At 36.8% G+C, this 15,788-nt stretch carries 14 protein-coding genes; 9 read left to right on the forward strand and 5 right to left on the reverse strand.

What is annotated here, in order from left to right; translation table 11 throughout:
- The first annotated feature begins 208 nt into the window (after positions 1–208).
- On the forward strand, positions 209–1,552 hold the full coding sequence (locus tag ANA_RS08715; protein ID WP_015079703.1) for an AAA-like domain-containing protein: 1,344 nt from the start codon (positions 209–211) through the stop codon (positions 1,550–1,552).
- Between the two features lie 30 nt (positions 1,553–1,582).
- Here the strand turns inward: ANA_RS08715 and ANA_RS08720 are convergent, their stop codons facing one another.
- The 3 genes from ANA_RS08720 to ANA_RS08730 all read right to left on the reverse strand — a co-directional run bounded on the left by ANA_RS08720 (position 1,583) and on the right by ANA_RS08730 (position 4,110).
- Entirely contained in the window at positions 1,583–2,047 is a 465-nt protein-coding gene (locus ANA_RS08720; RefSeq protein ID WP_015079704.1) for a DUF6006 family protein, read from the reverse strand.
- 103 nt (positions 2,048–2,150) lie between these two features.
- Positions 2,151–2,699, reverse strand: a complete 549-nt coding sequence (locus ANA_RS08725) for an AbfB domain-containing protein (protein WP_015079705.1) — start codon at positions 2,697–2,699, stop codon at positions 2,151–2,153.
- An 82-nt stretch (positions 2,700–2,781) separates the two neighbouring features.
- On the reverse strand, positions 2,782–4,110 hold the full coding sequence (locus tag ANA_RS08730; protein WP_015079706.1) for a tectonin domain-containing protein: 1,329 nt from the start codon (positions 4,108–4,110) through the stop codon (positions 2,782–2,784).
- Between the two features lie 270 nt (positions 4,111–4,380).
- Between ANA_RS08730 and ANA_RS08735 the strand changes: the two genes are divergently transcribed.
- The 3 genes from ANA_RS08735 to ANA_RS08740 are packed head-to-tail and all read left to right on the forward strand — an operon-like array spanning position 4,381 to position 8,979.
- Entirely contained in the window at positions 4,381–7,272 is a 2,892-nt protein-coding gene (locus ANA_RS08735; protein ID WP_015079707.1) for an AAA-like domain-containing protein, read from the forward strand.
- A complete protein-coding gene (locus tag ANA_RS27500) occupies positions 7,269–7,859 on the forward strand; it encodes a WD40 repeat domain-containing protein (RefSeq protein ID WP_015079708.1) in 591 nt (196 codons plus the stop codon). The genes ANA_RS08735 and ANA_RS27500 overlap by 4 nt, the downstream gene beginning before the upstream one ends.
- A 16-nt stretch (positions 7,860–7,875) precedes the next feature.
- Complete coding sequence (locus ANA_RS08740) at positions 7,876–8,979, forward strand: cellulase family glycosylhydrolase (RefSeq protein WP_015079709.1); 1,104 nt, start codon at positions 7,876–7,878, stop codon at positions 8,977–8,979.
- 29 nt (positions 8,980–9,008) lie between these two features.
- Here ANA_RS08740 and ANA_RS08745 read toward each other — a convergent pair whose 3' ends face one another.
- Positions 9,009–9,881, reverse strand: coding sequence for a tRNA (5-methylaminomethyl-2-thiouridine)(34)-methyltransferase MnmD (locus ANA_RS08745; protein WP_015079710.1), 873 nt, complete (start codon positions 9,879–9,881; stop codon positions 9,009–9,011).
- A 142-nt stretch (positions 9,882–10,023) separates the two neighbouring features.
- On the opposite strand from ANA_RS08745, the gene ANA_RS08750 reads away from it, so the two are divergent.
- From ANA_RS08750 to ANA_RS08770, 5 genes are all read left to right on the forward strand, one after another.
- On the forward strand, positions 10,024–10,839 hold the full coding sequence (locus tag ANA_RS08750; RefSeq protein ID WP_015079711.1) for a sulfurtransferase: 816 nt from the start codon (positions 10,024–10,026) through the stop codon (positions 10,837–10,839).
- Positions 10,820–11,107 (forward strand): hypothetical protein, encoded by a 288-nt coding sequence (locus tag ANA_RS08755; protein ID WP_015079712.1) that lies wholly within the window; start codon positions 10,820–10,822, stop codon positions 11,105–11,107. The genes ANA_RS08750 and ANA_RS08755 overlap by 20 nt, the downstream gene beginning before the upstream one ends.
- A 76-nt stretch (positions 11,108–11,183) precedes the next feature.
- Positions 11,184–12,563 carry a glutathione-disulfide reductase gene (gene gor, locus ANA_RS08760; protein ID WP_015079713.1) on the forward strand — a complete coding sequence of 460 codons (1,380 nt, stop codon included), beginning with the start codon at positions 11,184–11,186 and terminating at the stop codon, positions 12,561–12,563.
- A gap of 79 nt (positions 12,564–12,642) precedes the next feature.
- Positions 12,643–13,629: a DNA (cytosine-5-)-methyltransferase gene (dcm, locus tag ANA_RS08765; protein WP_015079714.1), complete on the forward strand. Its 987-nt coding sequence runs from the start codon at positions 12,643–12,645 to the stop codon at positions 13,627–13,629.
- Positions 13,630–13,749: 120 nt separating this feature from the next.
- Complete coding sequence (locus tag ANA_RS08770) at positions 13,750–14,889, forward strand: histidinol-phosphate transaminase (RefSeq protein ID WP_015079715.1); 1,140 nt, start codon at positions 13,750–13,752, stop codon at positions 14,887–14,889.
- Between the two features lie 176 nt (positions 14,890–15,065).
- Here ANA_RS08770 and ANA_RS08775 read toward each other — a convergent pair whose 3' ends face one another.
- Positions 15,066–15,662 carry a GNAT family N-acetyltransferase gene (locus ANA_RS08775; RefSeq protein ID WP_015079716.1) on the reverse strand — a complete coding sequence of 199 codons (597 nt, stop codon included), beginning with the start codon at positions 15,660–15,662 and terminating at the stop codon, positions 15,066–15,068.
- Between the last annotated feature and the right edge of the window lie 126 nt (positions 15,663–15,788).

Here is a 15,788-nt window from a genome sequence, read left to right on the forward strand (position 1 = left end):
TGCTCCCTTCCAGGTCAAATCATATCAGTTAATCATCTGTAGTGGGAGTCTTCTGGAGATTTTAGATGAAAAAGAACCCATCCCACTGTTAGCGGGATAGTCTCAATTAATGAGAATACCTTAACAAGTAAGCGATGTATCCAAATTTCGATATTTCTTTTTCGGCACAAACTCGATATACTGACTTCAATCGGCATAAATTAAATATATGAACGTTGAAGAAGCATTACAAATTTTAGATACAGTTGTCTTTAATAAAGTTAACAGACACTTGAAAGATGTGGAGATAATTATCCTGAAAGGATCTTGGCAAGGTCTAAATTATGATGAAATTGCCAATAATGAAGGTTATACAGCCAAATATCTCCGCCAAGATGTAGGTTTCAAATTGTGGAAATTACTTTCAGAAGCATTAGGAGAAGAAGTTAATAAAACTAATTTTCGTGCAGCAGTTGAACGTTCGCATCTTAACAATAACAACATTCTACAAACAGAATTACATCAAAATATTTCTAATCCCATCAAAAATGAATTTTTACCAGAATACCCAAAAGGTTCAGTTCCTCTAAATTCTGTATTTTATATTCAACGAAATCTAATAGAAGAACGTTGTTATGATACAATTCTCCAGGCTGGTTCTCTAATTCGGATTAAAGCTCCAAATCAAATGGGTAAAACCTCCCTACTTGATAGAATTATCGCTCACTCAAATCAGCAAGGTTATCACACAGTAAGATTAAATTTTTTACAAGCAGAAGCAACCGTTTTTAATGATTTAGATAAATTTTTACGCTGGTTCTGTGCTTATGTTGGTCACAAATTAAAATTACCTTCTTTATTAAATGAATCTTGGGATGAATATAGAGGTAGCATTATTAATTGTACCACATATTTTGAAGATCACATTTTAGACAATATCAATAACAATTTAGTTTTGGCATTAGATGAAGTAGATAAAGTATTTCAATATCCCGAAATTTCTCAAGGTTTTTTTGCCATGTTACGAAGTTGGCATGAAGAAGCAAAAACCATAGAAATTTGGGAAAAGTTACGATTAGCTGTAGTCCATTCTACCGAAAATTATGGGTCATTAGATATCAATCAATCCCCCTTTAATGTTGGCTTAGTAGTGGAATTAACAGAATTTACGCAAGAACAAATAAAAGTTTTAGCCCACAATCATCAACTTGATTATAATCAAAATCAATTACAGCAATTAATGTCTCTAGTTGGGGGACATCCATATTTAATTAGATTGGCACTTTATCATCTAGCACTTGGGGATATAACTTTAGAAAATTTATTGCAAAATGCGCCAACAAATGCCGGAATTTACGAAGAATATTTGCGGCGATTTTTGCATACTTTTAAAATTAATCCTCATCTAACTCAGGCATTCCTAGAAGTAGTTACGGCTCAAAAACCTGTAAGCGTAGAAACAATTTCAGCATATCAACTTTACAGCATAGGATTAGTAAAGAGAATAGGAGATAAATTAACACCAAGTTGTCAGTTATATCAACAATATTTTCGAGAACATTTGCAGAATTAAAATCAATATTTGTATTCGTGAAATTTTTTCCTAACGTCTTCTATTTGCACAAGATAAAGGATAACGTTTGCCTCTCCAGGTAGTCCAACCGATAGCCCGACCTGATTTAACATTGTATCTTAAAAACCAGTTATCTTGTTCTTGACCTAAATAACGAATTGAGAGAGATGTTGAATTTGCAGAATGTTTTGCTAGTGACACCCATGCACTACCATTATCACTGAACTGTCCTACAACCTTAACACCTGATGTAGTCCTACAGACATCACCATCACACTGAGTTTGCGGGTCATCAACTACAAGCCACTGCATTTTGGCATTACGACCATCAATATTACAATCCCATGAGCCAAAATACCACTGAGTGACCACCTGTGAGGCATTAGTTGTACCAATGTTGGTGAACAATATTGAACTAACAGCCACAGTAAAAATGTTAGTTAATAAGCCTTTGGTAAGTAAGTTGTGAGTTTGACGTAATTTAATTAATGACATGAAATATCTCCAATATTTTATAGCAGTGAATATTTTATGAAAGTCAACTCTATTCATTAGATATTAGGAAAAAAAGTAGTTTTGATTGACGAACAAGATTACCCTACCGATAGAGAGGATTGAAAATCCTAAATGACGCATCCTGTGCAAATAAATCGCTACCATCTGAGCGTTCTACCCACAACTCAAAATTCTTGTGTCGGATGTAGTGTCCAGGAAAATTGAGAGATTCCAATGTCCAACGAGCATCATCACCAAAGAGTCCACCTTTAATGCAAAAAGTAGCATCTTCCCTAAAAAGCTGCTGATTGATCATCCTTGACAACAGCAGTCGGAAATTTTCGTGTCTCAAGAAATGACCTGGAAAGTTTACAGATTCAAATGAAGAGCATTTGCTATTTGCTAATCCCCGAACAATTTTGAAACTTGCGTCTTTTCTTCCGAGTTCGTTATTAATTGGCTCTATGTAGCCCAATAAATTTCTGTGGCGAATATAGCGATCAGGAAAGTTATACGAACGAAAGGACTGAACTTGACCGTACAAACTTTTATATTGGGCATAAACGGAAGATGATGATGTTAGCACAATCCCACAGACTGACAAACCTAAAGTTGAAATACTCAAGAATCTTTTTAGTAGGTTAAATTTCATGATTGTTCCAATTTCCTATTAATTTGAATTATGCTTTGAAGTTTGATATTGTTGGGTTTCCTTGCGTCAACCCAACCTACTTTTATGGGGCGCGGAATATTGTTCCATTAGCATTAACTATCCAAGGATTACCAGTAGCATCAACAGCAATTTCTACAGCTGCACCGGGAACTAGATCCCAATTTGAACCATTTCTAGAGAAGATTTCATAACCAGCACTGCCATTATTTGCACAACCTAATAACCACACTTTATCACCACCAATTGCAATTTTTTTGGCACAACCGGCAACTTGTTTCCAAGAATTACCAATTGTTATGGAGTATCCACCCCTACGAGAATTTGCGTAGCGATATATCTCTCCCTGTGCGTTCACTGCCCAAACAGTGTTGCGAGAGTCAACAGCTAAGTCTACAGCCGCACCAGGAATTAGATCCCAACCTGAACCATTCCAAGTAAAGATTTGATAACCACCATTTCCACCACTAGCACAACCTAAAACCCAAACTTTACCACCACCAGCCGCGATTTTTTTGGCACAACCGGGAACTGGTTGCCATGAGTTACCACTTCTTTGAAATATTGTGCCATTAGCATTAACTACCCAAGGAGTACCATCAGAATTAACAGCTATATCTGTGGCTGCACCTTCAACTAGCTCCCAATTTGAACCGTTTCTGGAAAAGATTTGATAACCACCACTGCCACCACTGGCACAACCTAAAACCCAAGTTATACCACCTCCAGATGCAATTTTTTTAGCACAACCGGGAACTTCTTGCCATTGTTGTCCGACGGGTTGGGCTGCGGGTTGAGGTGCTACTGCTACACCAGTTACTTCATATTCAACTACATAAATATTTCCTTCATCTGGGTTGTAAACAATTTTTGTTTTTACGCCACCAGCTTCAGATTCATTAACAGTTAAACGACCCAAAAAATCATCTCCACTACCACTGTCATATTCCCAGAAATTTACATCAATAACGTTAGAGAAATCAAGTTTGAGGTTAGGACGAACTACTTGACCTTTGCTAATATCATAGTCTTTTCCTGGTGCTGGCCAAACTGCTAAATCTCGCTTTGGTTGATTAGATAAACTTAAATAAAGATCGTCAGGATCTCCGCCACCAGCACTATCAATTGCTTGGGCTACGTCAGGAATAGCGGCTATTAGCTTACTGGCTTCGCTTAAATCGCCTGGGAGGGCTGTAGAAATCAGTGCTTGAGTCACAGCAGCAAGTGGTTTAAAAATGGCGTTGAGAACACCAGGACTAATACCAGTAGAGACAGATTTACATTCAATTGCTCTAATAATTAATTGAGCCGCTTGACTGGGACTACCGGAAGTTAAAATTGCTCCAAAAATTAATAATGTTACTAGGCTTTTGCTGATAAAGTTAGGTTTCATGATTTTTCTGTTGAGTTAAGATTTTTATGTGTTTTCTGCTTGTTAACTAAGATTATGTCCTTTAATTCAATCGCTGTCTATACCTAAAAAATCAGTAGTTAAATTGAGTAGTTTTAGTAAAGTCAGTAAATGTCATAAAAAGTCAGGTAAATCCCAAAATATGTGTTTTTTCTGGAGAAACCCTTTAAATTATATTCATTCATTGATAGCAAATTTCATCTCCATAAAATACACTAATAGCAGGCAAGATGCCTAAATTACTTAAATAGTATGACAAATTTCAACTACTACAAACTCGGAGGCAGTCTAGAATATCAGCATCCTACTTATGTGATTAGACAAGCTGATTCTGACCTCTATGAAGGCTTAAAAAACGGAGATTTGTGTTATGTTTTAAACTCGCGGCAAATGGGTAAGTCGAGTCTGCGCGTACATACTATGAAACAGCTTAAAGAAGAAGGAATAAAATGTGCATCAGTTGATTTAACTAGAATTGGTAGTCATGTTACACCTTCTGAATGGTATGGAGGATTGGTTTCTGAGTTGTTGCGGGGTTTTGGTTTGTCTAAAAAAGTGAATTTTGGGACTTGGTGGAGAGAACGGGAATTTTTACCACCTAAACAACGATTAAGTGAATTAATTGATGATGTACTATTAACAGAATTTCCTGGAAAAATTATTATTTTCATTGATGAAGTTGACAGTATTTTAAGAATAAATTTTAAAGATGATTTTTTTGCCTTTATTCGTGCTTGTTATAATCAACGGGCAGATAATCCAGAATATCAACGGCTCACCTTTTGTTTATTAGGAGTAGCAACTCCGTCTAATTTAATTGCTGATAAAAATCGCACCCCTTTTAATATTGGTAGAGCTATCGAATTAAATGGATTTCAATTAAATGAAGTAGAATCCTTAATGCAAGGTTTAGAGGACATAGTTGCTAGACCACAAACAATATTATCAGAGGTGTTAAAGTGGACTGGAGGACAACCATTTTTAACCCAAAAGCTTTGTCAATTAATTTGTATTTCTAATAATTCATTTCCAAAGTTTCAGGAAAAAGAATATGTAGAGAAATTAGTCCAAACTCAAATTATCGAAAATTGGGAAGCACAAGATGAACCAGAACATTTAAAAACTATCCGTGATCGAATTTTACAAAGTTCAGAAAATCAAACTGGACGATTATTAGGATTATATCAGCAAATATTAAACCATGGAGAAATAATTGCCGATGATAGTCCTGAACAAACTCAATTAAGATTAACAGGATTAATTGTTAAACAACAGGGGAAATTGCGGATTTACAATTGTATTTATGCAGAAATATTTAATCAAATATGGCTTGATAAAGTATTAGCAAATATTCGACCTTACTCTCAAAATTTAAATATTTGGGTAAGTTCCAATTTTCAAGATGAATCGCGGTTATTACGTGGTCAAAGTTTACAAGACGCTCGTAATTGGGCAGCAGATAAAGGTTTGAGTGATTTAGATCGTAAATTCTTAGATGCTAGTCAGGAATTAGAAAAGCGAGATATTCAGAAAAAATTGCAAATAGAAGCAGAAGCATCTGGGATTTTAGCAACAGCAAATGATGTTTTATTAGTAGCTAATCAAAAAGCTAAAAAACGGATTCAAATAGGAGGAGGAGTATTAGTAATTAGCATAGTTATAGCGATGTCTACTGGAACTTGGGCAAATAGAATGATTAAGGATATACAATTAGAAAAAATCACATCTTTGAGTATATCTTCCCATGCTTTATTAAACTCAAATAGAGAACTTGATGCTTTGATTGCAGCCATAAAAGCAGCTAGACAATTAAAATCAGCAACTTGGACAGATGCTAACACTAAAGAATCTGTAAAATTAGCATTACAAAGAGCAGTTTATAAAGTCAGAGAACGAAATCGTTTAGAAGGACATAATGATGCTGTCAGAAGTGTAACTTTTAGCCCAAATGGAAAAATAATTGCTACTGCTAGTGAAGATAATACAGTTAGACTATGGAATATCAATGGCAAAGAAATCAGAAGATTTATTGATAATAATCAAAGGTTTAGAAATGTTAAATTTAGTCCAGATAATAAAATAATTGCGGCTATAAGTGCAAATAATACTATCAAAATATGGCAAATAAATGGAGAAAAATTAATCACTTTAAAAGGACAAGATAACCAAGATAATTTCATGAATAGTCTTTGTTTTATTCCTGATAGTAAAATCCTTGCTGCTCCTAGTCAAGACAATACTATTCAACTTTGGAGTATTGATGGACAAGGAATTAAAACTCTCAAAGGTCATAAATTTCCTATTTGGAGTATTAGTTGTAGTCTTAATAGCAAAAACATCATTACGGCTGATTTAGGGGGATTTATAATTATTTGGAGTGCAAATGGAGAAAAAATTAAAACCTGGAAAGCAGGTAATCAATCTATTTTTGATGTTAGTTTTAGTCCTGACGGAAAAACCATAGTTACTGCGGGAGGAGACACTACTATTAAACTTTGGAATTTAGATGGAAAAGAACTCAAAACTATTGGCAAACATGACAATTATGTTACTAGTGTTAGCTTTAGCTCCGATGGTCAGACGATCATTTCTGGTAGTGCTGACAACACAGTTAAATTGTGGAGTATTGAAGGTAAAGAATTGAAAACTCTCAAAGGGCATAATAATTCTGTTTTTAGTGTGAGTTTTAATCCCGATCATAAAATTATTGCCTCTGCGAGCGCTGACAATACAATTAAACTTTGGAATCTTGATCAAGAACCCAAAACTTTAATTGGACATTCTGACTCTCTTTGGGCTGTTAGTTTTAGTCCCAATGGTAAAATCATTGCTTCAGCAGGAGATGATAAAACTATTCAACTTTGGAGTATTGATGGTCAAAAACTCAAATCTATTAGTCCCAACAGTAATCTTGATTGGAATCGGATTTGGAACATTACCTTTAGTCCCGATGGTAATACAATTGCTACTGTAGGTTTTGATCAAACGGTTAAGATTTGGAGTCTTGATGGTGAAAACATTAAAACCTTTCAAGGACACAAAGATCAAGTTATTGATGTCAACTTTAGTCCTAACGGTAAAATTCTGGCAACTGCTAGTTATGATGGTACGGTTAAACTATGGGATATAAATAATCAAGAATGAGAACCTTGATAGGAAATGGTGGTAGGGTTCGCAGTGTTAATTTTAGTCCTAATGGTATGATGATTGCTTCTGGTCATCATGACGGAACAATAAAACTTTGGAATTTAGAAGGAAAAAACCTGAGAACTTTCAAAGGACATAATAGTTATATCACTAATGTTCGTTTCAGTCCCAATGGTAAAATCATTGCCTCTAGTAGTCAGGATAAAACCATCAAACTCTGGAGTTTAGAAGGTCAGGAAATCAAAACTTTTAAAGGTCATACTGCGGGAGTTACTAAATTTAACTTTAGTCCTGATAGCAAAATTATAGTTTCTGCTAGTTCTGATGGCACAATCCGACTTTGGAATGTGGAAAATGGTCAGGAAATCAAAACTATTGAAGGACATGGTTATGCTTTTTTGAATGTTAGCTTCAGTCCTGATGGCAAAAAAATTGCTTCGGTGAGTGATGATGGACTTGTGGAAATCTGGAATGCCGAAACTCTCGATTTTGATCATCTAATTGATCGGGGTTGTAACTGGTTAGATAATTATCTCAAAAACAATTCCCAAGTGAGCAATACTGATAAAAATATTTGCAATTAAAAATAAGGATTTATTTATGAATCGTCGTCAATTTTTAACTTGGTTTGGAGTTGGTTTCGCTGCTAATTTATTATTTTCTTATGAAGCTGTTGCTAAGTTGGTTAAGTTCAAAAAAAACCGTCAAAAAATTAATCGCAACACTCCTCAAAAAACTACTTTTTATATCCAGGGTAGAAACCTATATGATCAGCTTGGCAACAAAGTCATTCTGCGCGGAGTTAACAAAATGTCGGTATGGGATGGAGAAGATCCCACTGGCAGTATTTCTTTCCCAGAAATTCGCAAAACGGGGGCAAATACAGTCAGAATTGTTTGGGCTATCACAACTCAACAAAGGACAACAGATATTAATGTCCTGGATCAACTGATTAATAATGCCATAAATAATCAACTTATTCCCATGATTGAGTTACATGATGCGACAGGAGAATGGAATCGTCTTCAGACATTGGTTGATTACTGGGTTCAGCCTAATGTTGTCAATTTAATCCAGAAATATCAACAATATCTATTAGTTAATATTGCCAATGAAGCAGGAAATGATCAGGTGAATGAAGCTCAATTTATTGATGGTTATACAACAGCTATTCAATCTATGCGAGCCGCAGGAATTCGTACTCCTTTAGTAATAGATGCTCCCGACTGGGGTAAAAATCTCGGCATCCTCGATGCTACTGCATCTACTTTACTCAAAACTGACCCAGACAACAATTTACTGTTTTCAGTTCACCTTTATTGGGGTATATCTAATGGTGCTGATGCTAACTTTGTGCGATCGCAATTGCAAAAGTCAGTTAATCTAGGTTATCCCCTAATCGTCGGCGAATTCTCCAAATTTGGAGCTTATGCTGGTGAAAATAAAAGTGGATGTAGTCCAGATGGAGAAATTGACTACAAAACCATCTTAGAAGAATGTCACAAACACGAAATTGGTTGGTATGCTTGGGAATGGGGGCCTGGCAACGGTTATAATGATCCTCTTTGTGCTACTATGGACATGACTCCTGATCGTTTGTTCCAGAATCTCAAGCCAGGATGGGCAACTGAAGTAGCAATTTCCAGCCCTTATAGTATCAAAAATACCTCTGTTACACCTGCAATGATGACTTCCAGGATTTAGGCCGATTCCCAGCAGAGTCTCTTCAATCCCTATCTTCGCCATCTTTTGCGCCATTGTGAACTTGATTCCAAAGTAGAGACTTGAATTTCCTCTTGTCGTCTTTTGAGTATCATTGCCGCGGTATCACTTAAACTAGGATCTCGATAAGGAATAGCAGCACGAGTTCGTAAATGTTCTGCTTCAGCTTGGGAAAGAGGCGGTAAAGAGGATATAGTTGATTCCTCACCATGTTTGGGATGTCCAGCAATAGTCCCTGGAGTCCGTCTTCCTATCGGTGGAGTAGAACTGACAACCAAACCCGCAGCTAACAATGCAGTCCTTACAGCCGCAGCACAGGAATAAGTAGCCAGCAACCCATTTTGATGCAAGCATTCTGATACTTTTTGGATAAATTCCACTGTCCATAATTGTGGACATTGCGGAGGTGAAAAGGGATCAAGAAAAATTGCATCTGCTTGAAAACCTGATTCATGTACTTGTACAATTAAGCTTCTAGCATCACCAATTAGTAAAGTAGCTTGCAAATAATCTATGTGGATTTGATGTGCAAACGCTATTTGAGTTAAAATTTTTATATATTTGTCGTCCCAACCATTAAATAACTGATGGTTAATTGCCGCCTGGGGGACAATGGGATTTAGTTCTAAGCCAATCACTTCCACACGGCAACGAGGATTTACTTGCCAAATTGTCTGTAAAGCTGCCGCTGTATTGTATCCTAGACCATAACAAACATCTAGCAGCCGCACAAATCCCGTTTCGGCTAATATTGGTAATCGAGTCGGAACAGCAAACTTCAAGAAACTCTCTTGTTTTGCTCCATAGTGACTATGAAAGGCTTCATTAAACTCTGTGGAAAAAAAGGTAAAAGAACCATCTTGCGTTTGTTGGGGTGTAAACATTTTAGGAGTCAGGAGTTCAGGAGTCAGGAGTCAGGAGTCAGGAGTCAGGAGTCAGGAGTCAGGAGTCAGGAGGAAGAAGAAAGAAGAAAGAAGAATAGTTTTCACCAATTACCAATTACCAATTACCAATTACCAGTTACCCATGAATAATCAATTTATTGTTTCTCCACAATGGCTGTTGGAAAATCTCAATAATTCTCAAGTTGTGATTGTTGATTGTCGGTTTTCTTTAGCTGATGCCGAATTAGGAAAAAAACAGTATCAAGCTAATCATATCCCAGGCTCTTATTATTTAGACTTAAATCAAGATTTATCTAGTCCTGTGCAAGAACATGGTGGCAGGCATCCTTTACCAAATACCACAGAGTTAGCCGAAAAATTATCAGCAATTGGGGTAAATTCTCAAAAAACTTTAGTAGTAGCTTATGATGATTCTCGCTTGGCTTTTGCATCTCGTTTATGGTGGTTATTGCGGTATTTAGGACATGAACAAGTAGCTGTTTTAGATGGTGGCTTTAACCGTTGGCAAAAAGCAGGTTATACTGTTACAGATATAATTCCTACTGCTGCAAGAGGCATATTTATTCCCCAAATCCAAGAGGATAAAGTTGTAGATTTTACTTATGTAAAAAATCACAAAGATAGTCCAGATGTAGTTTTAGTAGACTCCAGAGAAGGAGAACGCTATCGTGGAGAAAAAGAACCAATTGATAAAATTGCTGGACATATTCCCGGTGCTGTTAATTATCCTTGGCAAGAAATAACTGATACTTTTGGTTGCCTACTTCCTCCGTCAGAACAATCTCAACACTGGCAAAATATAGATACAAATAAAGAAATTTTAGTTTATTGTGGTTCTGGTGTGACGGCTTGTGTAAATTTACTTTCTTTAGCTATAGCTGGAATTCCCACCGCTAAACTTTACGCTGGTAGTTGGAGTGATTGGATTAGTTATTAGTCAGTTGTTAGTAGGGGCGAAGCATTTGGAAGATAAATTATCGGTCATTGCCAAAAATAGTTCTCCAAATGCTTCGCCCGTACAGTTGTTAGTAGGGGCGAAGCATTTGGAAGATAAATTATCGGTCATTGCCAAAAATAGTTCTCCAAATGCTTCGCCCGTACAGTTGTTAGTAGGGGCGAAGCATTTGGAAGATAAATTATCGGTCATTGCCAAAAATAGTTCTCCAAATGCTTCGCCCGTACAGTTGTTAGTTGTTAGTTGTTAGTTACGTTAGATTAAATCTAGGCAACTTGACTATATATAGTTGAATAGTCTATTTTTAGTGAAAAAAGTAGAAATTTATGACTTTTGATTACGACCTGTTTGTGATTGGTGCTGGTTCTGGGGGTTTGGCTGCTTCTAAACGGGCGGCTAGTTATGGTGCAAAAGTGGCGATCGCCGAATATGATTTAGTTGGTGGTACTTGCGTAATTCGCGGTTGTGTCCCCAAAAAACTCATGGTTTATGGTTCTCACTTTCGGGCTCAATTCCAAGAAGCCGCAGGTTATGGTTGGACAGTGGGAGACGTAAAATTTGACTGGGAACATTTTATTACATCCATAGATAACGAAGTTAACAGACTTTCCAAACTTCACATCAGCTTTTTAGAAAAAGCCGGAGTAGAACTAATTTCCGGTCTTGCTAGTTTTGTAGACCCCCACACAGTCGAAGTGAATGGTAAACAATATACAGCCGCGAAAATTTTAATTGCTGTCGGTGGTCGTCCCATTAAACCAGAGATTCCAGGTATAGAACACGGTATTACCTCCAATGAAATCTTTCACCTGAAAACCCAACCCAAACATATCGCTATCATTGGTTCTGGTTATATTGGTAGTGAATTCGCTTGTATCATGGGCGGTTTAGGTTCAGAAGTCACGCAAATTATCCGCAAAGAGCAAATTTTGAACGGTTTTGACCAAGATATCCGCACCAGTATCGAAGAAGGAATGACGAATCATGGTATTCGTATTATCCAAAATACTGAAGTGACAGCAATAGAAAAAGTAGACGCAGGACTGAAATTAACCTTATCGGGAGAAAACCAAGAACCAATCATTGCTGATGTATTTTTAGTAGCCACCGGTCGCAGTCCCAACATAGAGGGGTTAGGCTTAGAAAATGCCCAACTTGACTGTGTTCCCAGTTCTGAAGAAGAACCAGGATACAGCACCTCAAATGCAATTTCCGTCAATGAATATAGTCAAACTTGCCAACCCCATATTTATGCTGTTGGTGATGTCACAGACCGCTTAAATTTAACACCCGTGGCTATTGGTGAAGGACGTGCTTTTGCTGACAGCGAATTTGGCAACAATCGTCGCGAATTCAGTCACGAAACCGTTGCTACAGCCGTATTTACCACCCCAGAAGCGGCTACAGTGGGTTTGACAGAAGCCCAAGCTAGGGACAAATTCGGTGATGATAATATCAAAATTTATCGAACTAGCTTCCGCCCCATGTACTACACTTTACCGGGTAAGCAAGAAAAAACCATGATGAAGTTGATAGTAGATACTAACACTGATAAGATTTTAGGCGCTCACATGGTGGGAGATAGCGCCGCAGAAATTATTCAAGGTGTCGCTATTGCAGTAAAAATGGGGGCAACCAAAGCTGATTTTGATGCCACTGTAGGTATTCATCCCTCAGCAGCAGAGGAATTTGTCACCATGCGATAATTGTATTTGGTAGGGGTTTAGCAGTGCTAAACCCCTAAAATTGTGATAGGTTTAGTTTGCATATATTTCATCAAAGTGAATGATCAAGTTTATAGACTTATTTAGTGGTACAGGTGGATTTAGATTAGCAATTGAAAGGATTTGTCATAATTATAAAATTCCATGCCAATGTGTTTTTTCTAGTGACATTGATATAAATGCCCAAAAAATATATTTAGAAAATTTTGGAGAAACACCCATAGGAGATATTACAAAAATTGATGAAAATGATATTCCTGACCATGATATATTATTAGGTGGTTTTCCTTGTCAACCTTTTAGCATTTGTGGAGAACTGAAAGGATTTGAAGATACTAGAGGAACATTATTTTTTGATATTGCCAGAATTATTAAAAATAAACAACCTTCAGCTTTTATATTAGAAAATGTCAAACAACTAAAAGGACATCAACAAGGGCAAACATTACAAATAATTATTAATACATTAAAAGATTTAGGATATTATACAGATTATCAAATTCTTAATGCTGTTAATTTTGGTTTACCGCAAAAACGAGAAAGGATTTTGATAGTCGGGTTAAAAAATCAAACTCATCATCATAATTTTAATTGGCCATTAATCAAAATGCCTATGCAGCCTTTATCAGAAATATTAGAAAAATCTGTTTCTGACTTTTATTACGCTTCGGACAAAATTAGACAAAATCGTTTAGAAAAAGTCAAGCTTAATCAAAAATATGATCAACCAACAATATGGCATGAAAATAAATCTGGTAATATCAGTGTATATCCTTATTCCTGTGCATTGAGAGCAGGAGCATCTTATAATTATTTATTAGTCAATGGAGAAAGAAGATTAACAGAAAGAGAAATGTTAAGATTGCAAGGTTTTCCAGAATCTTATAAAATAGTAGGAAGTTATCAAACCATGCGAAAATTAACTGGTAATGCCATCGCTATTCCTTGTGTTGCTACTGTGATTGATTCTGTAATTAATGCAATATTAGTAAATCTGAATGTTAAAAAAATTTCTCGTTCCTCGTTCCCATACTCTGTATGGGAATGAATTATAGAAGGCTCTGCCTTCATTTTCCATAACAGTAGAGGCAGAGCCTCTGTGATAGTATTCCCAGTCAGAGACTGGGAACAAGGTATATAATCACCAATCACCAATCACCAATAACAAATGCTTAAATTTATCCGTTCCGATTTATCCAAACTTAACGCTTATAAAGCTCATCCTGGTAGTGATAATGCCGAACCAGTCGCTATTCAATTTGACCGATTAGATACTAATGAAAGTCCCTTAGATTTACCACCAGAAATCAAAGAAAAATTAGCTTGGACTTATGAAAAACTTATTGAAACTAATCGTTATCCTGATGGTGGCCATGAAACTTTAAAAAATGCCATTTCCCAATATGTCAACGAATCGGCAAATCTGGCAAATTCAACTTTCACCGCTGATAATATTTCCGTTGGTAATGGTTCAGATGAATTAATTAGATCCCTATTAATTGCCACCTGTTTAGGAGGAGAAGGTGCTATATTAGTTGCCAATCCTACCTTTTCCATGTATGGAATTTTGGCGCAGACTTTGGGCATTCCTGTGGTTACAGTCGGGAGAAATCAAAGCAATTTTGAAACTGATTTAGAAGCAGCTAAATCTGCCATTGCCCAAACACAAAATCCCCCTATTCGCGTCGTTTTTGTCGTTCACCCCAATTCCCCCACAGCTAATTGTTTAACAACAGCAGAAATAGAATGGTTAAAAAGTTTACCAGAAGAAATTTTAGTAGTTATTGATGAAGCTTACTTTGAATTTAGTCAAACTACTTTAGCTGCGGAATTATTACAACATCCTAATTGGATAATATTACGGACTTTTTCCAAAGCCTTTCGTCTTGCCGCCATGCGTGTAGGTTATTGTATCGCACATCCAGATGCGATCGCTATTTTAGAAAAAGTCCGTCTTCCTTACAATCTTCCCAGCTTTTCCATCGCTGCTGCCCTCATAGCTTTAGAAAATCGGCAACTTTTACTAGAGTCAATTCCCCAAACCCTGAGTGAAAGAACCAAAATGATCACAGCTTTATCAACACACCCGAATCTAGAAATTACACCCAGCACCACCAACTTTATTTACTTGCGTGTTAAAACTGATGATGCTCACTCACTAGTTACAATTTTAACAAATCTTAACCAAAAACTCAGAAGTCAGGGGACTCTGATTAGACTTCTACCCAATGGCTTACGAATCACTATCGGCACACCAGCAGAAAACACGCGCACAACAGAGCGAATACAAATTGCTTTACATGAATAGGGAATAATTATTCTCCATTAATTATCAAGATCAATACCTATGCGGCGAACTATTATTGCAGTTTGTGTCAACACACCAACCAAAATAGCAAAAGCTTCATCTGGAATATTAACAACTATTTCTGCGGGGAAAAAAATTCAAACTGATCAATACAAAAACTGACTCAGTGACTCCTGCTATATTCGTTTATGTAGTAATATCTGACGTGAGCGATTGAGAAAAAGTGCATTCCAAGGGGATTCAACTTTATATACCCGATATGCCAACTTAAAATAAAGCTGACGGGCTTGATGATTGTTTTCCAAAACATGGAGATACAAGTCTTGAAATCCCCATTCTTGGGAGATTTGCTCACAGCGAACCAGTAAACTAGCACCTACACCCAATCTGCGGTAACTGGGGTGAACAGCTAAATTAGATAGATAAGGGAAACCTGGATTTATACTAGTCCAAGCATCAGTAATCCTGACACCCATTTCTATAGTTCCCATAATTTTCTGATCTTCACTGGCAGCATCAACAGCAACCAAACAAATATGATGGCTTGTGGGAGACTGAAGACGATGCCTGAGATCTTCATAAATACCCATACGAAACAAAGCGAAAGTCCAACCCCATAAACCCTGCTGAGAGTGAAAGCTTTGCGCCACAATTTGAGCAATATTCATGAGATCATCAGGTGTAGCTACACGAATTTGGAGTTGTCCAACAGGTAGAGTAGCGGTTTCTGATCTGGCTTGGGGTTGGGTAGGGTTAAAAAACCAGGATTTCAAAGCTAGTTGGGGATTAATTTGATTAATAGCAGGGGACAGAAAGATTGAAAGTGTTTTGGGGGCTCACTTTTTTGATGACTGTCCGTTCTCACCTACCTGGCAACAGCTATAACAGGATATTTTCCT

The sequence above is a fragment of the Anabaena sp. 90 genome (genome assembly GCF_000312705.1).
GTDB classification, from domain to species: domain Bacteria; phylum Cyanobacteriota; class Cyanobacteriia; order Cyanobacteriales; family Nostocaceae; genus Dolichospermum; species Dolichospermum lemmermannii.